This window comes from Desulfomonilaceae bacterium (genome assembly GCA_041662605.1).
GTDB lineage: Bacteria > Desulfobacterota > Desulfomonilia > Desulfomonilales > Desulfomonilaceae > CAJBEZ01.
Window position 1 is genome coordinate 13259 of sequence record JBAZSD010000029.1, and the last position, 19221, is coordinate 32479.

Here is a 19221-nt window from a genome sequence, read left to right on the forward strand (position 1 = left end):
CACCGTCAGGTGGCGGGCCGAACCGGCTCAAATAGTCTGAATAAACCGGGTTTAATTCTCTTTATCAGTTGGCGCCTCATGTTGCTGGGCAAGGAAGAACAAGAAACGATCACGCGGAAATCTCCCGAAAGTGGGCTCTGGCGTCCTGAATTACCTCGGCTCACCGAACCAATTATGATTTGTCTCCAACCTGAGGACGTGATCTCGGTGGCACGCATTGCCTTGGATGAGGACAGTGAGGCTGCCCTGGAATTTGTCACTGGTCGGCTGGAAAAGGAGATTCGGAAAGTAACTGACAAAGCTCGTTGAAGACCAATTTTTGAGCTGCGGTTGCAAGCTCGTTGAAAGACCTTAACGCTATCGCATCGTCAAATTCCATCAATCTTTTCGGATCGGGTTTCAAGAAAACGCATAGTAAAGGATCAAAACTGATGTTGTTGAACCACCTTGAAATAGAGATGTTCCGCCCCAAGTGTAATCCAAACTTCCAATCAGTTCATTGCGTAGCCCATCTGGATGAAGACATATCCGAGGTCTTGCCCTATTTAAACACTGCGATGGGGGGAGGCGGTGATTATGTCGCGTCGCCGCCTACCCTTACATTGCGGATACACGGAAGGCTTATAACTCTTCATGCTAAAGAAATATTCGTTAACGCCCTTAAAGATGAAGAAGAAGCTGGAAAAATAATTGATTGGCTGAAAAAAGAAATCAACCAGACCTCGGAACATCGCGATCAGATCGAGCCAACATTCGATAAGCCCCCGGCTCCGCAAATGCTCGAGATACTAAAGTTGCTCCCCAAAACCAATTGTAAAAAATGCGGGGAACCGACTTGCATGGTTTTTGCGCTTAGAGTAATCGATGAAGTCAAAGAAGTGAATGATTGCCCTGAACTGGACCCCGAAAAGAAGATAAAATTGACGGAGTATCTTTGCCGCTTTAACAGAGAACCATAGTTATGGCTCCAATTGCTGGACTTTAGGAATTCTTTAGAGATGAGATAAGGGTCTTTCGGTGGGTTCTCATGTCTAGCTTGACAACTAAAACGCTGTGGACTAAGTATTCATATATTTCGTTATGTGGCGATATATAGATCAATCACCATGATTGAATTCCTCAATATTATTAGGGCAATTGGCGACGAAAACAGGTTGCGAGCCATTATGGCGCTGCGAAAAGGGGAACTGTGTGTATGCCAAATAGTGGAACTACTTCAACTGGCTCATTCCACAGTTTCCAAGCACATGTCCATACTCAAACAGGCTGGCCTCGTGATCTCGCGCAAAAAAGGACGGTGGGTCTATTACCGTTTACGGGAAGGTGATGAGGCTTCAGTTCTATGCCGTCAAGCTTTGTCTTGGGCTTGCAGCGCAGTTTCATCAGACCCACTAATTCTCAAAGATCAGCGTCAACTTAATGACGTTTCTAAATTTGACCCTGAAGAGTTATGCAAGTCAAAAAAGAAAAAGTGACAAGATTAATATCTTCGCGAGAATGACAAATTTTTAACTTATTATGAATAAGACCCCACTAGTGTTCAAGCATATTAACTAATTGGCTTTGATCCGATTCAAGGAGGAGTGAGGTATGCGGTCTAAGAAGAAGCTTTCTATACTAGATAGATACTTGACGCTGATCATATTCCTGGCGATGGCCTTGGGCATTGGAATCGGCTATCTCGCTCCTGCTATCACAAAGTTCATATCCGGACTCCAGGTTGGGACAACATCCATTCCAATCGCCGCTGGTCTGATACTGATGATGTATCCACCTTTGGCAAAAGTAAAATATGAAGAGATGGGACAAGTATTTCGCGATACAAAAATTCTGGTTCTTTCATTGGTCCAGAACTGGGTAGTAGGCCCTATCCTTATGTTTTTCCTTGCAATAATATTTTTACCGGATCGTCCTGAATACATGGTCGGCTTGATCTTGATCGGCTTAGCCAGATGTATCGCAATGGTAATAGTATGGAACGAACTGGCTGAAGGAGACACTGAATACGCTGCCGGTCTCGTGGCCTTCAATAGTATTTTTCAGGTTCTATTTTATAGTGTGTACGCTTGGATTTTTATTACTGTGCTACCTCCTCTTTTTGGCCTCAGCGGGAGCGTCGTCAAGGTAACTATTGGGCAGATTGCGGAGAGCGTGTTCATTTATTTGGGGGTCCCTTTTATCGCAGGAATACTCACAAGAGTCATCATGCTGAAAATTAAAGGTAAAGTATGGTATGAGACATCTTTTATTCCAACCATAAGTCCCATTACGCTGATTGCCTTGTTATTCACTATTGTTGTTATGTTCAGCCTTAAAGGTAATTTAATTCTTACTATTCCTTTCGATGTGGTCAGGATAGCCATTCCATTGTGTATCTATTTTGTCGTGATGTTTATGGTGAGTTTTTGGATGGGACACAAAATTGGCGCAGACTATCCCAAAACGGTCACTCTAGGATTCACCGCGGCGAGTAACAATTTCGAGCTTGCTATTGCCGTAGCTATCGCGGTGTTCGGCATTAATTCAGGAGAAGCTTTCGCCACCGTAATTGGCCCGTTACTCGAAGTGCCTGTCCTCATAAGCCTCGTGAACGTGGCCTTCAAATTCAGGGACAAGTATTTTCAGGCGCCGACGGTTTGGCACAGGTAACATTCTCAAACTAAATTGGCAAGACACATCGTGGAACGGACTGAGTTAATTAATTTTGGCTGTAATTTGATGCTTTGGTTAAATAGTGAAATAGGATTTGTCGGCGCCAAAAAGGTTGCTCTCCTAGAAAATCATCGCCTTGACCATTTCACTAACAAGAGGCTCAAATGACCAAAGGCTCCCTTAGACACCGGTTCGCAGATAGATTTGAAGTGTTTAGCTCTGGACAGAGGGGCCCAGTGTGAGCACGATCTTCAAAACAACTCGAAGCGCCTTTTGGCTCGGCCTCAGAAAAATTGGATATGCGTTGTTGGATTGCTTTTTCTGGCTTTGGATAAACTGTCTGAAATAGCCTTGAAAACAACTTATCTCGGGGATGTATATCCCACACATTTTGACAGGGCAAAAAGGGATTTCACAAAACCTGTTTCGCACTATGATTACGATCTTGTCCCTGGCGCGTGTATTATCCACAATCAAGCTAAAGGCAACCAGTTTGAGTATGCCAACAATGCCGGATTTCGAGAACCTAGACCAATTTCTCTGGAAAAACCCGCGGATGAATTTCGTGTTTTTCTGACTGGCGGCTCTACCGCTTTTGGTTTGGGCTCCACCGGCGGTACTGGAGAAGTCACAGGTTTCTATGAGATAGAATACAGAGAAACGATTTCACATGTCATGGAGAAGATCCTCAACGTCTCTGCGCCCATTCCGGGGAAGACCATCAAGGTTTACAACACCGCAGTGTGGGGCCATGCCTATCAACACGATCTGCTCCGATATATTACCAAGTTGAGCCGATACAAACCTGACCTCGTGGTTTCATTAGATGGGGTAAACGAAATTAATCCGGTCACTGCGCCAGTAAAAGAATGGGATTATTTCCGAGAAGGTCAATATAACAGCATTCTGAGACAGATTTTTTCCTATGATGGCTCTGGATTGGCTTCTTATTTGAGTTTGTGGCTAAAGAACAATACTTTTTTAATGGCCCTTCTCTGGAACGGAACTGACCTGTTTCAGTCGATGGAAACGGGCAATAGGTTACACCGAGCTGTAGGCGCCAACAATCCGGAGGCGTTCAAGACTTCTGAAATTACCCCGGAGATCAGATCGAAAATGATATCAGATAACGTAAATACCGTCGTTCGGGTTGTAGAGCATTATCACAGCGCCCTTGAGAACGATGGTGTGCCGCACATCTTTGCCGTGCAACCTTTGCTCTACATGAGCAAGAAACCTCTACACGAGGTTGAAGAAAAAATCAAAGCAATCGAGGAACACAATCAGTATTACGACATGACCACGGCAAGCGCCTACAAATTCATTGTAGACAAAATAAGGAGCGGCTCAGATGAAAAGGGCTACATTCTTGCAGATTTTTCAGAATATTTCGACCAAACTTCAGAGTGGGTTTTCACAGATTGGTGTCATCTTACCTCTGGAGCGAATTACTTGCTTGCCAAGCAACTCTCTAACATGATTAAGCAGGCCATTTTCAAGAAACCTCTAACAGAGGGCGATAATATTGATGACATTAGTAGCTTCTTCTGGAGCTTAACGGTGACATCAAATGTTTTATACGCCCCCCCACCGGACAATGACGAAAATGGCGTCGCGAATATTCTTACGGGATATCCCAGTCACACGCTGTATTCATCACAATCCTCTGGAGATGGGGCCAGGCAGGAAATCACGCTTGATTTACAGAATGATTTTAAGATGAGCCGGATGAGGATTGTTTGGGGGGATGACGATTCCGTCCCCGAACTGTGGGCGGTTGATATTTCTACTGACAACGAGAATTGGGTACCATGGATAAATGGTGACAACAAGAATCTGGACAATTTTTCTTTATGGCCCGCTTATGAGTATTATGGAGCGGAACCTGTTCAGGCTCGTTATTTGAGGTACAGACCTATTGGCAATGAAAAACGCCCCATCCGTCTCAGATCACTCAGCGCTTATAGGTAAAAGTATGGCGCCAACAAGATCAAAAACAAACGTTTTATGAAACCGACCCGGATCTGATACCTCATTCCCCGAAGCTTTATAGCGGATTATACATTCAGAGGAGGTTCATGCCATGATCCCAAAGAAGATCCTTTATTGCACTGATTTCTCGGAGAATTCCAAACCTGCTCAACAGTTAGCCTTGGAATATGCAAGAGCTTTTGGCGCAAGTTTGGTTGTTCTTCACGTGTTCACACATGGATTCTCCGGTGAGTCATCAATCTATAATGATTTTGCCGGACAAACCCAAACTGATGAGTGGGCGCTTTATGAAGGCGCTCTTAAGACGGTCGAAGACAATGCTTATAAGTCCTTGCAGAAGATAGCGGATGATTGTCGCCAGCTTGGATCAGAGGTTAAAGTCTGCTTGCGTAAGGGAATTGCAGTGAAAGAAATAATAAATTGCGCTAGAGAAGAATCCGCTAACCTCATCGTTCTGGGGACTCATGGCTGGACTGGATTGAACCATTTGCTTCTGGGGAGCATAGCTGAAAAAGTTTTAAAAATGGCTCCGATGCCAGTGCTCATAGTCAGATCTATTCCGGTCCAAAACGAAACTCCGCTGTAACCATTAGTTTATTTCTGTTCGAGACTTATACGCCTCTTAATGTTGTGGATCGGGTACACATCTCCCGGTCTCGGCTGATACCGAAGGCTGATTTCCAGGTCCACATCCGTAACCCCCTGCGGTAGCGGAATTTCGATTGTCTCTTCCTTGGGGGTGAAGGGCTGAATGCTGGTATCTCGAATGAAACCCAACTTCTTGTCAGGGCCTAAGACCATATGGTTTGAACGGGAATCTGTAGCCTGGGCCATATAAATTTTCGACGTCTGGAATATTTTCTTGCCGGTAGTATCGCTTGCGGTCACATCCAGGACCACTTCAGTCTTGGACGGTCAACCATCGGGGATACGATGCCCCGCTTTGCTTGTAATTTTGGTGTTTACCACCACCATAGGCCTGACATCCCCTTCCTTAGGCTGAAACGAATACGCCAGCGTCCGAACCTGCATAGGAAGAGCCTCTCTCAAACGTTCCGATAATTCGGCTCGATTGTTGAAATTCGGGGGCATGTAGTGATCACCATCTTTCATGTGGCATTGCTGGCAGGTCTCTGTACCACCGGACGGAATGTAAGCGTGCAGATAACTTCCGTAAAGTGTCGCGCACTGCACAGGATGGTCAAATTCCAGGTTGGGACCTAGTCCATGGCACTGGCCGCATAACAATGAATTCTTCAGAAGAGGACTCTTCTTGACAGGGGTATTGGGATGATCAACGATGTCTTTATTCCCGTAAATGACGTTTTTTCCCGGACGACCATGCACAACGGCTTTTTCATTGTGACAGACCAAACAGCCAATGTTCAATTTACGAACTATAGTCTTGTTACCCTTCAATACAGCGTCCGCAATTTCTGCGGCTACAGCGTCTGTCGCATACTTAATCTGGGGAAAGTGGCACTTGAAGCATGGAAAGTTCTTCTTTGTAGCTTTCTCACCCGGCTTAACTGCAAGAGGCCCCTTCTTGAGATATCCAGTGATGAACATCTGATCATTCAGCCCCATCAGTGGACGAGCATGGTGAGACTTCTCCCACTGTTCATAAATCTTCTCATGACATTCTTTACAACTCGAAGAATCAAACATCTTCACCAGTTCGGCAAGCGAGTTGATTTGGGTTTCGGACCTGTCTTTAGCCACAGCCAGGTGGTGGTCCAAAAACAAAGTGAGAACCATTACTGAAATAATCAATGAAAATATAGCGTTATAAAATGTTTTGGTAGTCGAGAGAATATATTTCATATTAATTTTCCTACAGACGCAGTAACTGAAAACATATTTTGGGGCTTGAAAATATTCGTTTTTTATCGATTAGATGCTACTATCATGGAGACATCAGGTCAAAGATTTTTTCCAGTTTGATCGACGAACATCAACTATCGGTTCCGCTAGTATGTACCGGCGCCTATTGAAATAACGCAGGATCAAAATGGTTAAAACAAGATTGGCCCTTCTATGCCCGTCAGGAATCAGGATAGGGGTTTTTCTTAGAGTATCCCTAACGATAATTACGGTTTTGTTTAACATTGGGTGCTCAGATCAAGAACAATCCAAAACAGTGGATTTTTCAAAAACAGTTGTTCTGGAGCGCCCGGACACAAGAGAACCTGGAGATAATCAATTACGAATCGCGATTGGAGCGATGGTTTCCCCGAAGGAGTCTCTTTCCACTTATCAGGAATTATTGGACTATCTTGGAGAAAAACTAGGCAAAAAAGTGGTTCTCAGGCAGCGGAAAACCTATGGTGAAATCAACGAATTATTGGGCAAGGGCGAGGTTGATTTGGCTTTTGTCTGTTCCGGGCCTTACGTGGCAGGTAAGGACAAGTACGGATTCGAATTGCTTGCAGCGCCTGAAGTCAATGGATCACATTTCTACAACGCCTACCTAATTGTCAACAAGAATAGTAGGTTCAGAACTCTTGAGGATCTTCGCGGCAAAGCCTTCGCATTCACTGATCCTGGTTCCAACACCGGCAAACTGGCCCCGACGGATTGGCTTAGAAAAATCGGAGAGAAACCGGAAACTTTTTTCGGTTCTTTTATTTATACATACAGTCATGACAATTCAATATTGGCTGTTTCAAAGGGGGTTGTGGACGGGGCGTCAGTAGACGGGTTAATCTGGGAATACTTCAACAAAACTAATCCTGAGATGACAGCCAAAACAAAGGTCATCCTAAAATCTGAAAATTACGGAATGCCACCTTTTGTCGCGGCAAGACAGGCGTCTGAAAAAACGAAAGGAGCAGTCAAGAAAGCTCTTCTGGAAATGCGGAATGACAAAAGAGGATCTGAAATTCTTGACCGGTTGATGATTGACAGGTTCACGGACGCTGACGACCATTGGTATGATTCGATACGTAGTGTCCTCGGAACCACAGTAACGAGGTCGGAGTGAAACCATGGGCTTTCGAAGCCTGAAGACTAGGCTGGCTCTAGCTGCCTGTCTCCTGGTTGTCACCAGCGGGCTGGCCCTTTCTTTGCTGGTTACGAATAAGTATAGCGAAAGTCTGGTAGTTTCCGCCAGAAATCAGGCTGAAAACCTCGCTCACGCTCTAGCCATGGAATCCGCCGAAAAGGTTCTCACAAATGATCTGGTGGCATTGCAGAAGTCTCTGGATCATCAGATGAAAAGCAATCAATCATTAGCCTACCTCTTTGTTGTTCGTGACGGACAGGTCATAGCTCACACTTTTGAAAAGGGCTTCCCCCAGGAACTGGTGGATGCGAACAGAGTAGTTTCGAGAAATCGAGGCAATGCACAGATACTTGTCTCAACAACCGGGGAAAAATTCATCGACATAGCATGGCCGATTTTCGAAGGAAAGGCCGGATTATTGAGGCTCGGGGTATCGGAGAAGCCCCTTGAGAAGCAGGTTGGCTCCTTGCGTCTTGATATGAGCTTAATAACGCTGGTCATACTCCTTTGCGCCCTTACCGGCAGTCTCTTTTTTGTCAGAAGAATAACCCGGCCACTGGAAGAACTAGCCCAATCTGTTGAGAGCATTAATCAAGGGTCCTGGGACATTAAGGTAAACACATCTCGACAAGACGAGGTAGCGATTCTAGCCCATTCCTTCCAGAGCATGGCGCAGCGACTGAAAGAATACACCCAGCGCCTGGAGAAACAAAAACAGGAACTTGAACGGGTCCACAATCAAACTCGGACTTTCTGTGAAATAGTCAGAGAACTGGGCTCGCTCCCAAACCTTCAAGAATTGGGACAAACTTTGATGTCCCGACTCAGTGAAGTAGTGCTGAATGACAGGATTACAATCTTGTTATTAAATGAAAACAGAGAGTTTTTTTTCATTATTAGAGACCCGGAAATTGTTACATTGCGTGATCCGGACCAAGTAAACAGGGTAATCCAGATTATTGACAATTTAACCGAGCCTAAGCTTGAAACTGGACCATGTTTTATAAATATACCCCTCCCTAATTCGTTCCAGCGCTCGGACCGCCAAGCGATTGTCCCAATCAAGACCGAGGGTGTAATTTACGGGATTCTAATCATAGACTGCTCTCCAACGTGTAAGTGTGACTCTGAAGAGATGCGGATGGTAAGTCTGATATTAGATCAGGCCGGCGGTGTTATTAAGCGCTCCATTGCGCATGAGGAGGCTATCCTAAATCTCCAGCAGAAACTCGACTCGTCTTCAGAGTTTAGCGGTATTATTGGTAAAGATCTCAAAATGCAGAGAGTCTATCGACTCATTGAAGATATTGCCCCAACCGACGCTACAGCCTTGATCCAGGGAGAAAGCGGCACAGGGAAAGAGTTGGTCGCAAAGGCCATTCATGAGCGAAGCGACAGAAGTAACAAACCATTCGTTGTCATCAATTGTTCAGCCTATCCTGAGACCCTTATAGAAAGTGAATTATTTGGCCATGAGAGGGGCGCTTTTACGGGCGCTTTGAGGCAGAAAGCAGGAAGATTTGAGCAGGCCGATGGGGGCACTGTTTTCCTGGACGAGATTGGGGAAGTTCCGACTCAGGCTCAGATCAAGCTACTTAGAGTCTTGCAAACGCAAAGATTTGAGCGCGTGGGGGCCACTCAAACAATTTCGGTCAACGTGAGAATCCTGGCAGCGACCAACAAGAACCTATTGGAGGAAGTTCAAAATGGAAGATTTAGGGAAGATCTATTTTACCGACTAAATGTCATTCCGATCAATCTGCCGCCACTAAGAGAACGACGAAATGATATTCCCCTGTTAGCCCGTCACTTCCTGAAACGGTTCTGTTTCGAACAAGGAAAAAACGTTCAAGAATTTAGCCCTGAATCCATCAGGATACTCATGGACTACTCATGGCCCGGCAATGTCAGGGAACTTGAAAACAGTGTCGAACATGCAGTGGTCAGATCCAAGGGGCATGTAATTGAAGCCGGAGATCTGCCGGGTTCTCTCCAAACTTTTGATTCAATAGCTCAACCCCGGGTTGCGCCGAACCTTTCCGAAAATGAGCGTTCTTTCCTGGAAAAGGCTCTGTCCAGAAATGCCTGGAACAAGAAGAAGACGGCGCAAGAGTTGGGGATAGGCCGTAGCACACTATATTCGAAGCTGCGCCGATACGGGTTGGACAAGCGTATCATTCAATAGGCGATTATGAATTATGGTTTGAGGACCTGAATCGTTATTGCCATCGCGGCGTTTTCCTCCAAAATTCCCCCCTGCTATTTGACTTTTTTGGAAGCTGGCAGCATCAGATCGACGGTGTCCACCATCTTTTTAGGCTGTTGCGCACAGGACACGTCTCATTTGTGGACACACCTAACTATCTGACTTATATTATGTTATTTGACCTGAACTTAATCATGTCCAAAAACATGACACAAGCGTATATTTCCGACACGATTTCCATCAATTTATCTAACTCCTCCCGTAAAGAGCTTGTAATCGGATATTAATGTCTCAGTCATCGCGGATTCGGACCTATCTATCCGTGTGTCCCGGATCTGGCACATCTTTTGTATGTATGTCGCCATTATTCTAATGAGGCCTGTCTCCCATGGGATCTAAGCTAATTATTGTCGGCACCAAAACTTACTTGGACAGTGCGATCCGATCAACTTTGGAAGAGGGTGGTTATGAGATCGAGACTTGTGAATCCGTTGAGGACGCGAAGGAAAAATTGGATCCGACTTGGGCAAACATCATACTTCTCGATCTTGACGAAAAAGATATTACAAATAGGCAAATTCGGGATTTTAAACGAAATCATAAGGGAGTGCAGATTGTCGCATTTTCGAGTCGAAATTATCATCCGGAGCTTATGGACTCATTAAGAGAAGATATTTGCGCCTGCCTGGGCAAGCCCTTGAGCGAAGAGGAGCTTCTCTTCTGGCTTAACAGCATGACTGAGATCAATCTGGACCCGGAACTCAAAAGCAAATACCCGAATGGGTAATCAGATATCGCTGATTCATTATGTGAGTTTGATCGGATCAATGTGAGAAGAATAAGGAGAATGTGATGAAGAAGGTGAGTGAGATCATGGACCGGCGAGAATTTATTCTTGCGGGTGGCCTAGTCGGCGCTGGAGCAGTGGCGGCCGGCGCTGTGATTGTTAAGGACAGGATGGCCCCGACATCCAAGGATCCTACCGGCGAGAAAACCGTGAGGCATCTAACCGCCTTGAAAGATCTTAAACCTCAACCAAATGAAGACGATCACATAAGAATGCAACGAGAGTTGGCTTTGGCCATGTCTAAACCTGTTGAAAAGCGACGATGGATTATGGTGATCGATCTCAGGAAATGCGTAGGTTGTCAAGCCTGCACAATCGGTTGCGTGGCCGAGAATAAACTACCTCCCGGGGTTGTATACCGACCGGTCATTCAGAGGGAAATTGGCGAATATCCCAATGTGCAGATTCATTTTCTTCCCAGGCCCTGCATGCATTGTGAAAACCCATCCTGTGTTCCGGTTTGTCCGGTGAAGGCCACGTGGAAGCGGCCTGATGGTGTTGTCGTAATTGATTATGACAAATGCATCGGATGTCGATATTGCCTCAACGCATGCCCTTACGGCGCAAGGACAAGCGACTTTGGTAGATACTACACTTCAAATGAGGCTCTGGGGGCCCCGGAGGGTAAAGAAAGGCCCATCTATGGATCACCTGCTCCCTGGGAAGGCTTGCCCAGCAACGAATACGGCAAGTCCTGGAATCGTAAGGACCATGGCTCACCGGTCGGAAACGCAAGAAAGTGTCATTTTTGTTTGCATCGCCTCGAAAACGGTTTGTTGCCGATGTGCGTAACAACCTGCATAGGCAGGGCCACATACTTCGGGGATTCTAACGATCAGGACAGCCTTGTCGTTGAATTAAAGACCAGGAACAGTGTTCAGACCCTTTTACCGCATTGGGACAACAAACCCCAGTGTTACTACATCGTTTAGGAAGGGAGGATATTCCATGACCAAGCAAGATTACTCCTCCGGCACGATTCAGACTGGGTCATCGCTCGCCACGCAATGGACCCCGATTTTGTGGCTCGTTTGGATCCTTTTTCTTGTCGCAGGCATAGTTGGCGTCGTCTTTCGAATGACCTATGGTCATAACGCAAGCGGTTACGGTTGCTACGTCCCGTGGGGCCTATGGATTGGCGTATACTTTCTTGCAGTCGGAATCTCAGGAGGCTCTTTTATTTTGGGTGGCCTTGGCTATTTATTCGGAGTTGATGGATTTGCCAGGCCGTCAGACCTGAGATGCGCAATAGTGTTGAGTCTAGCCGCTCTATTACCGGCGTTCCTGGGTGTGTGGATGGATTTGGGGCGGATGGACCGTTTAATGAACATTCTCATTCACCCTTCATTCACAAGCATGATGGCTTTTAACGCCTGGATGTACAACATATTTCTTGTGGTGGCGGCTTTGTGTTGGTTGTTGAGTTTCAAACAAAAAAGTTCATGGCTCAAGCCTTTGATTACTCTGGGAATGTTTTTCTCGATACTTTTCCCGAGCCAGAGCGGCGTGTTCTTTGAGGCTGTTCGCACAAATGAATTCTGGAACAGTCCGCTTCTGTCGATGCTATTTTTCGTGTCCGCAATTACGCTGGGCGCCGGCTCACTACTGTTCGTTCGAGCGGCCATTGCGCCAAAGACATCTCCCAGAACTGACAAGTCCCATTTGGACTCGGCTCTCAGAATGTTGAGGGCGGCGATCATAATTGGTCTGATTGTTTACGTGGTATTTGAATTCGCGGAATTTTCAATCACATTTTGGAATCCGGGAGTGTCCTCACCGAACACCGAGTATCTCCTCTTCGGAGGATACTGGGCCGTCTTCTGGATCTTGCACATTGGTGTCGGTGTCCTGGCCCCGTTTATTCTTCTCTCGATGAACAACAGAAACGGATGGGTTTTCGCCTCGTTACTAGCGATAATCGGGTTTGGCGCCGCACGTCTTTGCGTTTTAATTCCTGGGCAGGTAATTGGACAGATCCCAGGATTGGCCCAAGCCTTTCAAGACCCGAGGTTGTCTTACCAATACCACATCTCGTCTATGGAATACCTGGTGGCTTTGCTTATGATTGCAGTTGGAATGACCATTTTCTACGTTGGTGTCAAATTGAGCCAACTTGTCGAATCCCGCCTGTAAAAGGAATTGTGAGGTTTTTACAATGAACGACGACAATGATCGCAAACTTTCATCACGGAGAGGATTCTTGGCTGGTGGCGCTCTTTTGGGTGGTGGAATAGCTCTTACCGGAACTGAAGCCGTAGCTGCTTCGAATCAACGGGAATCGGCAATCATGAACAATGATCGGCCGGATGTTGATTATAATCTCTCCAAACCCTCAAACATAATTTACACGGCGTGCCTTCAATGCAACACCGGCTGTGGGATATCGGCCAAATTGCAGGATGGAATAATAGTGAAGATTGACGGAAATCCTTACAACCCCTGGACACTTCTCCCGCAAATACCGTTCAAAACCAATGTAGACACTGGAGCGGCCATTGACGGGGCGATTTGTCCAAAAGGACAGGCTGGTCTTCAAACCGCTTACGATCCTTACAGGATCAGAAAGGTCCTGAAAAGGGCCGGTAAAAGGGGAGAAAACAAGTGGACTACCATCCCCTTCGAACAGGCGATCAAGGAAATCACGGAAGGCGGCAAACTATTTGCCAATGTTCCAGGGGAACAGAACAGAGAAGTTGAAGGATTATCCAAAATAGCTGTTCTGAAGGACGGGAAAGTCGCCAAGGCCATGGCCACGGATGTCAAGGCTATCCTGGATGAGAAGGACAGGGAGAAAAAGAAGGCGCTTGTCGAAGAATTCAAGCAAAAGCACTCCGCTAATCTGGACAAACTGATTGACCCGAACCATCCCGATCTCGGTCCAAAAAACAATCAGATAGTAGTGGCGTGGGGACGGTTGAAGGGTGGAAGAAGTGATCTGTACAAAAGGTTCTCTGATGGCCTCGGAACCACGAACGCTCATGGCCACACTACCGTATGTCAAGGTTCACTTTATTTCACTTGCAAGGCAATAAGTGAACAGTACGTTGATGGGAAGTTCTCTGACGGCAAGAAATTCTATTGGCAGGCGGACACTGAAAACAGCAAATTCGTTTTCTTCGTCGGGGCGAATCTATTTGAAGGCAATTACGGCCCACCAAACAGGGCAGTAAGATTGACCCCGAATTTGGTAAGCGGTTTTACGAAAATCGCCGTAGCTGATCCCCGCTTTAGCAAACTCGCGTCCAAAGCGTGGAAGTGGTTACCTATAAAGCCCGGGACCGATGCGGCTCTCGCATCAGGGATGATGCGCTGGATCCTGGAGAACAAACGTTACGATGAGAAGTTTCTATCCAATGCCAACAAAGCCGCAGCGACGGCTAATGGCGAGACGAGTTGGACAAATTCCACATGGCTGGTGGAGATCAGAGACGGGAAGCCGGGGAAATTTGTAAGAGCCGCTGATATGGGTTTGACAGCGCCTGAGACCCGAAAGACTAAAGATGGCAAAGATTATCAGGAAAAATTCCTTGTCGTAATGGTCAAAGGCGTGCCCACCGCATTCGACCCAAATGATACGAAGAATCCTGTCATCGCCGACTTGTTCGTAGACACTAAATTGTCGGATGGCACAATTGTAAAATCTGGTCTGCAAGTGCTTCTAGAAAGCACTAAACAGAAATCCGGGAAAGATTGGGCTGAAATCGCCGGCGTAAAAGAATCAGACATGGTTGATGTGGCGAGAGAACTTACGAGTTATGGGAAAAGGGCCGCCGTTGATATCCATCGAGGGCCTGCTCAGCATACAAATGGTTTTTACAATGTCCTAAGCTGGATGACTTTAAACATGCTGCTCGGCAATTTTGACGCAAAAGGTGGAATGTGTATAGCGTCAACTTATGACACGATGGGCGGTAAAGGCAAACTTTATGACCTTGCCTCACAACCCGGGAAGCCGACTTCATTCGGGATAAGCTGCATCAGACACGGTGTGGATTATGAGAAGTCAACCATATTTGAAGGCTATCCGGCAAAACGTAATTGGTATCCTCTTAGCAGTGACATCTATGAGGAGATTATCCCTTCTATAGGGGACGCCTATCCCTACCCAGTAAAAGCATTGTTCTGGTACATGGGAGCGCCTACATATTCATTGCCGGCCGGCCACACTAACATCAAAATTCTTTGCGATATTGATAAAGTGCCTCTTTTTGTGACATCCGACATACTGATTGGCTCGACTTCAATGTATGCGGATTACATATTCCCTGATCTGTCCTATCTGGAACGCTGGGAGTTTCAGGGCAGTCACCCGAGTATGCCGTGCAAGGTACAGCCGGTCAGACAGCCTGCAATGGCCCCTATCCCTGAGGATTGCAAAGTCTTTGGCTCTGAAATGCCTATAAGCTTTGAGAGCATGCTCTTTGCCATGGCAGAAAACCTCAAACTCCCAGGGTTTGGCGAAAATGGGTTCGGCTCTGGTCTGGATCTAAGACATTTTGATGACTTTTATATTCGAGCTGTAGCGAACCTGGGCTTTGGTGAAAAACCTGACGGATCAGGTTCAGTTCCAGATGCGGATCAAAGAGAAATCGAGGTCTTCCTCGAAGCCCGAAAGAATCTACCCAAGACGGTTTTCGACGTCGAGAGATGGAAGACAATCGCAGGCGAGAAACTTTGGCCTAAGGTAGTCTATGTCTTGAACCGTGGAGGTAGGTTTGAAGATCATGACAAAGCCTACAAGGGTGATAGATTGGCTCATCCTTATGGAAAACTCCTGAACCTTTATCAGGAAAAGACTGCTTCGACTATTCACTCGGGGACTGGTAAAAGGAACCTGGGGTACGCGAACTATATTCCTATCATGGATTACCATGGGAACCAGCCGGACGCCTTCAGGAAAGGCTACGATCTGGCCTTGATAACTTATAGATCTATTGTCCACACCAAGAGCAGAACAATTACTAATCAGTGGCTACATCCCCTGATGCCGGAAAACGCTATCATGATTAACCCTGTTGACGCCAAGGGGCTAGGTTTAAAGGATGGCCAAAGAGTGAAAGTTGTAAGTGCGACCAATCCAACAGGTGACTGGGATTTGGGGGCTGGCACTACCAAGCCAATGATCGGTAAATTGCAACTCACACAAACCATGCGACCTGGAGTGATAAGCTTTGCGCTAGGATTTGGACATTGGGCCACCGGGGCGGTTGATTTTTCCATAGATGGAAAGACCATCAAGGGTGAACCGAAGCGGGCCACCGGCGTACACGCCAACGCAGCGATGTGGGTTGATCCGGCGTTAAAGAATACCTGTATGCTTGATCCAGTGGGCGGGAGCGTGAGTTTCTACGACACTCACGTGAAATTACTGTTGGTGGGCTCTTAACAAATAGTGGACAATTCAGTCCCAGTGCCTGCCCTACAACCTTTTCGGTCAACTGAAGGTAATATTTGTTAGAGAGTGCGCTGAAAAGATATTAAGAGAAGCCATGTCAATCAGTGTCTATTGCCATGCGCATCCCCTGACTTCGCTCCGGCGCACTTTGACAAAGCAACAAGTTGTTACGTCCGGAGATTTGCGACGTATGCTGGCTCCTGGGCGGCGATATATTTTCCTCTCCATGTGTTATCCTTTTCAACTTTTCTATCCGTGGAGCCAAATTAGGCGGTGGGTTCTCTTTCTATTGAGATAGAAACGGTCTATTCTGGCTGGAAGCAGGCAAAGTGATTCACGGGGTAGAAGCGTATTGACAAGAATTGACGGCGCCAGGTTGCGCCACATAAAAGGTGGGCGCTCAAACTGATCATGGAAGAAAAAGGGGACCACAATGTCCAGTGACAGATACGAAAGAGGGCTCGAAAAACTTAAAGAGGTGGATGGCGAAGCGGGAGAAAGAGTTATCGAGAGTTTGAAAGATATCGCTCCCGACCTCGCCAAATATGTGATTGAATTCCCATTTGGGGATGTCTATTGTCGCCCAGGACTGGATCTGAAATCACGAGAGATCGCTACTGTCGCAGCGCTTACTGCCTTGGGTACGGCAACGCCACAACTCAAAGTCCATATCCACGGCGCTCTCAATGTTGGCCTGTCACGTCAGGAAGTTGTTGAAATTGTCATCCAGATGGCTGTTTACGCTGGATTTCCGGCAGCCTTGAATGGGATGTTCGCGGCCAAGGAAGTCTTCCAGGAGCGCGATGAGAAAGGACAAAGTTAAACCTTATAACATTTCTATGCAACAGCCCCGAGATGATTTGGTGAGCCTTCATCGGCCAAAAATCGCTATAAGAAAACCAGTAAAGCCCATTATTAAGAGCGTTGGCAAACAGCCATATCAGCTCCCCCATTTTGCTGTTTGTCTTAAAAACTGTTCATGTGGCCAATCCAGTTCCAATCCGATCCCCACTACGTTTTTGACTCCTGTTCAGATTGTCGCACAGGCGGTAGGAATCCGGAGTTATAAACGGTGGCCTGGATAAGTTTTTACGTTCCCTGAATATCCATCTCTCTGTGGATAGGAAAAACGTGAATAATCTCTTATTGGCGAGAAGATAAGAGCCGCTCAAAGAAATAGTCGAATATGGTAGCAAAAACTCGGTTGCCATCAGCCTTGAGAATCTTTCCGAGACCGCTGAACACCTTGAGCCCGTACTAAGCGAAGTTCCAGAACTCAGATAAACGTCATATTTGAGCATTTCCCTCGTTTGGAACAAAGATACGTAGGTATCCACATCGCTTTGACAAGACGTTGAAAAATCCCCAAATTCTAGAGGCGCTTTAAAGGTCTAATGGACAGTGCTTGATCATAACCAGGGAGTGGGATCTCTTTATACAAGACTGTTCGGTGTGGCTTACCCCCGGAATCCTGTTCACAGTTCCCTTTTTTCATCCGACTTGGACAGAATGCGCCTTCTTTTTTCTCCATGAATAGCCATGCTATTGCTTTCCAAAAAGGAAAGGACACCTTGCCGGATGCCCTGAACCAACTTGCTGCGATATTCTACCGTTTTGAGAAGCTCCTCCTCTTCGGGGTTCGCAATGCACCCGCACTCGATAATCACTGCAGGCACAGTGGCGCTTCGCAGTATAAACAGGTTTGGCCGCTCGTAAACAGCCTTTGTGCCGGGCACAAGCTTCATGCGTTCCTCAGGAATGTCTTCAGTATGATATTCGCTCCAAATTAATCCCAGAGAAATCATTGCGGACTCTATCGCCTTGGCTAGTCGAATCGATCCTTCATTAGGATACACATGAAGAGAAAACCCCCTGTAGTACAGTCGCATAGGGTCGCCGGATTTCGACTTGAGCAAATGTGAGTAGATTTCACCCATTATCACGACACACATCCATAGCCGCAGTGCGAAATCATCAATATCGACGAACCGTTTCATAAATGACCGTGATTTCCATGAGTCATATCTGTTCTCCAAATGAAGTTCAGTCTCGGAGCGATTTTCTTTGTGCTATTGCGAAAAAATGTAGGCGCCGAATAAGGATCCGAGATGGGTCAAGAAGTAGCGGCGCCTGCAAGCATTCGGTATTTGAGTTATGGCCTACGACGACCAAGCTCGCAGGCGCTGCTAAATTAGCTTCACTTGCCAGTAGGTTCGGGGATCCAAGAATCTATTTTTTCAATTACTGTTTTTGTCTCCTCAATGGTTTTGTCGTAGAGTCTTTCCCCATATGGTTTGATTGGCAGCGGTGGCGCTGCCGGTATCGGTGGCGGCGGTGATTGCGGTATCGGTGGTGGTGAGGGATCTAGTATCTCTTCGGGGAATAGATTCCCGTTGGGGCTAATTTTAAACACGTAAATCTTGCCTTGAATCATCTGGTTGTAAACAACATTTCCATATATTGCTGCGACGCCTATGTCGATCAACTTGTCTTTATCATGTGATAACTTCCAAATCTCTGACCAGAACTTGTCTTTTTGTGGTGCAAAAAGTGGGTTTACCAGCCGCTGGAAAACAGTCAGAGACTTTGAACCCTCCTCTAACAATCCCGAGTAACGCTCAGGTTCAGTTCCCTCAGTCTCAATAGGAAAACCTTGATCAGGGCTTGTATGGTCGCCATAGACTCTACGCCACAGATATAGAGCTTTTTCCTTGCCATCCATTACTACTTTATTGCCAAATTTTACGATGAGGGCATCGAAGTGGATAACATCGCCCTCGATCTCGTATTCTTTTCTCAAGACCTCTTTACTTTTGTTATTCCTGTCTGTTTCAACGAACACGAGACGAGTGAATTTTACGCCTGGGTACCCGTCCCTCTCACCCTGCCATATCACCTTTGCATATCCAATCGTATCTTCTTGCGTCAGGTTCGTAATCGCCAGTCTTAACTGCTTATTTTCTGTTAGTAATTTTGTGATGTTCGGCAAGACAGCCCAAAGCACATACACCACCAGCGTGATCACTAGAAGTGCTATCATCGCCACAACTCTGCCAACAATCCCGCCGCGCTCGCCCTTGGAAAACCTCATGATTTGCCTCTTACAACGGAAATTGCCCCCTTTA

Annotated in this window: 16 protein-coding genes; 13 read left to right on the forward strand and 3 right to left on the reverse strand. The window is 46.4% G+C overall.

The window, feature by feature from the left end:
- Window positions 1–9: 9 nt before the first annotated feature.
- The 6 genes from WC647_17240 to WC647_17265 all read left to right on the forward strand — a co-directional run bounded on the left by WC647_17240 (window position 10) and on the right by WC647_17265 (window position 5230).
- Window positions 10–309, forward strand: coding sequence for a hypothetical protein (locus WC647_17240; GenBank protein ID MFA6224048.1), 300 nt, complete (start codon window positions 10–12; stop codon window positions 307–309).
- 32 nt (window positions 310–341) lie between these two features.
- On the forward strand, window positions 342–959 hold the full coding sequence (locus WC647_17245; GenBank protein MFA6224049.1) for a (Fe-S)-binding protein: 618 nt from the start codon (window positions 342–344) through the stop codon (window positions 957–959).
- 147 nt (window positions 960–1106) lie between these two features.
- Window positions 1107–1475: a metalloregulator ArsR/SmtB family transcription factor gene (locus WC647_17250; protein MFA6224050.1), complete on the forward strand. Its 369-nt coding sequence runs from the start codon at window positions 1107–1109 to the stop codon at window positions 1473–1475.
- Between the two features lie 115 nt (window positions 1476–1590).
- A complete protein-coding gene (gene arsB / locus WC647_17255) occupies window positions 1591–2649 on the forward strand; it encodes an ACR3 family arsenite efflux transporter (GenBank protein MFA6224051.1) in 1059 nt (352 codons plus the stop codon).
- A 207-nt stretch (window positions 2650–2856) separates the two neighbouring features.
- Complete coding sequence (locus WC647_17260; GenBank protein ID MFA6224052.1) at window positions 2857–4623, forward strand: discoidin domain-containing protein; 1767 nt, start codon at window positions 2857–2859, stop codon at window positions 4621–4623.
- A 112-nt stretch (window positions 4624–4735) separates the two neighbouring features.
- Window positions 4736–5230 carry a universal stress protein gene (locus tag WC647_17265; protein ID MFA6224053.1) on the forward strand — a complete coding sequence of 165 codons (495 nt, stop codon included), beginning with the start codon at window positions 4736–4738 and terminating at the stop codon, window positions 5228–5230.
- Window positions 5231–5238: 8 nt separating this feature from the next.
- Here WC647_17265 and extKL read toward each other — a convergent pair whose 3' ends face one another.
- Window positions 5239–6402, reverse strand: coding sequence for a multiheme c-type cytochrome ExtKL (gene extKL / locus WC647_17270; protein MFA6224054.1), 1164 nt, complete (start codon window positions 6400–6402; stop codon window positions 5239–5241).
- 253 nt (window positions 6403–6655) lie between these two features.
- Here extKL and phnD point away from each other — a divergent pair, with 253 nt between their 5' ends.
- The 7 genes from phnD to WC647_17305 all read left to right on the forward strand — a co-directional run bounded on the left by phnD (window position 6656) and on the right by WC647_17305 (window position 16919).
- Window positions 6656–7627, forward strand: coding sequence for a phosphate/phosphite/phosphonate ABC transporter substrate-binding protein (gene phnD / locus WC647_17275; GenBank protein MFA6224055.1), 972 nt, complete (start codon window positions 6656–6658; stop codon window positions 7625–7627).
- 4 nt (window positions 7628–7631) lie between these two features.
- Window positions 7632–9833, forward strand: coding sequence for a sigma 54-interacting transcriptional regulator (locus WC647_17280; GenBank protein ID MFA6224056.1), 2202 nt, complete (start codon window positions 7632–7634; stop codon window positions 9831–9833).
- A 409-nt stretch (window positions 9834–10242) separates the two neighbouring features.
- Window positions 10243–10641, forward strand: coding sequence for a response regulator (locus tag WC647_17285; GenBank protein MFA6224057.1), 399 nt, complete (start codon window positions 10243–10245; stop codon window positions 10639–10641).
- Window positions 10642–10706: 65 nt separating this feature from the next.
- Window positions 10707–11633: a 4Fe-4S dicluster domain-containing protein gene (locus tag WC647_17290; GenBank protein ID MFA6224058.1), complete on the forward strand. Its 927-nt coding sequence runs from the start codon at window positions 10707–10709 to the stop codon at window positions 11631–11633.
- Between the two features lie 16 nt (window positions 11634–11649).
- A complete protein-coding gene (nrfD, locus tag WC647_17295; GenBank protein MFA6224059.1) occupies window positions 11650–12834 on the forward strand; it encodes an NrfD/PsrC family molybdoenzyme membrane anchor subunit in 1185 nt (394 codons plus the stop codon).
- A gap of 22 nt (window positions 12835–12856) precedes the next feature.
- Window positions 12857–16087 (forward strand): molybdopterin-dependent oxidoreductase, encoded by a 3231-nt coding sequence (locus tag WC647_17300; protein MFA6224060.1) that lies wholly within the window; start codon window positions 12857–12859, stop codon window positions 16085–16087.
- A 442-nt stretch (window positions 16088–16529) separates the two neighbouring features.
- Window positions 16530–16919 carry a carboxymuconolactone decarboxylase family protein gene (locus tag WC647_17305; protein MFA6224061.1) on the forward strand — a complete coding sequence of 130 codons (390 nt, stop codon included), beginning with the start codon at window positions 16530–16532 and terminating at the stop codon, window positions 16917–16919.
- Window positions 16920–17571: 652 nt separating this feature from the next.
- Here the strand turns inward: WC647_17305 and WC647_17310 are convergent.
- Both WC647_17310 and WC647_17315 read right to left on the reverse strand, forming a co-directional pair.
- On the reverse strand, window positions 17572–18093 hold the full coding sequence (locus tag WC647_17310; GenBank protein ID MFA6224062.1) for an N-acetylmuramoyl-L-alanine amidase: 522 nt from the start codon (window positions 18091–18093) through the stop codon (window positions 17572–17574).
- A 200-nt stretch (window positions 18094–18293) separates the two neighbouring features.
- Entirely contained in the window at window positions 18294–19187 is an 894-nt protein-coding gene (locus tag WC647_17315) for a hypothetical protein (GenBank protein ID MFA6224063.1), read from the reverse strand.
- Between the last annotated feature and the right edge of the window lie 34 nt (window positions 19188–19221).

Coding starts and splice junctions, on each gene's coding strand:
- WC647_17250 (MFA6224050.1), top strand. CDS start 1,107: ATGATTGAATTCCTCAATATTATTAGGGCAATTGGCGACGAAAACAGG.
- arsB (MFA6224051.1), top strand. CDS start 1,591: ATGCGGTCTAAGAAGAAGCTTTCTATACTAGATAGATACTTGACGCTG.
- WC647_17265 (MFA6224053.1), top strand. CDS start 4,736: ATGATCCCAAAGAAGATCCTTTATTGCACTGATTTCTCGGAGAATTCC.
- phnD (MFA6224055.1), top strand. CDS start 6,656: ATGGTTAAAACAAGATTGGCCCTTCTATGCCCGTCAGGAATCAGGATA.
- WC647_17280 (MFA6224056.1), top strand. CDS start 7,632: ATGGGCTTTCGAAGCCTGAAGACTAGGCTGGCTCTAGCTGCCTGTCTC.
- WC647_17285 (MFA6224057.1), top strand. CDS start 10,243: ATGGGATCTAAGCTAATTATTGTCGGCACCAAAACTTACTTGGACAGT.
- WC647_17290 (MFA6224058.1), top strand. CDS start 10,707: ATGAAGAAGGTGAGTGAGATCATGGACCGGCGAGAATTTATTCTTGCG.
- nrfD (MFA6224059.1), top strand. CDS start 11,650: ATGACCAAGCAAGATTACTCCTCCGGCACGATTCAGACTGGGTCATCG.
- WC647_17300 (MFA6224060.1), top strand. CDS start 12,857: ATGAACGACGACAATGATCGCAAACTTTCATCACGGAGAGGATTCTTG.
- WC647_17305 (MFA6224061.1), top strand. CDS start 16,530: ATGTCCAGTGACAGATACGAAAGAGGGCTCGAAAAACTTAAAGAGGTG.
- WC647_17310 (MFA6224062.1), bottom strand. CDS start 18,093: ATGAAACGGTTCGTCGATATTGATGATTTCGCACTGCGGCTATGGATG.
- WC647_17315 (MFA6224063.1), bottom strand. CDS start 19,187: ATGAGGTTTTCCAAGGGCGAGCGCGGCGGGATTGTTGGCAGAGTTGTG.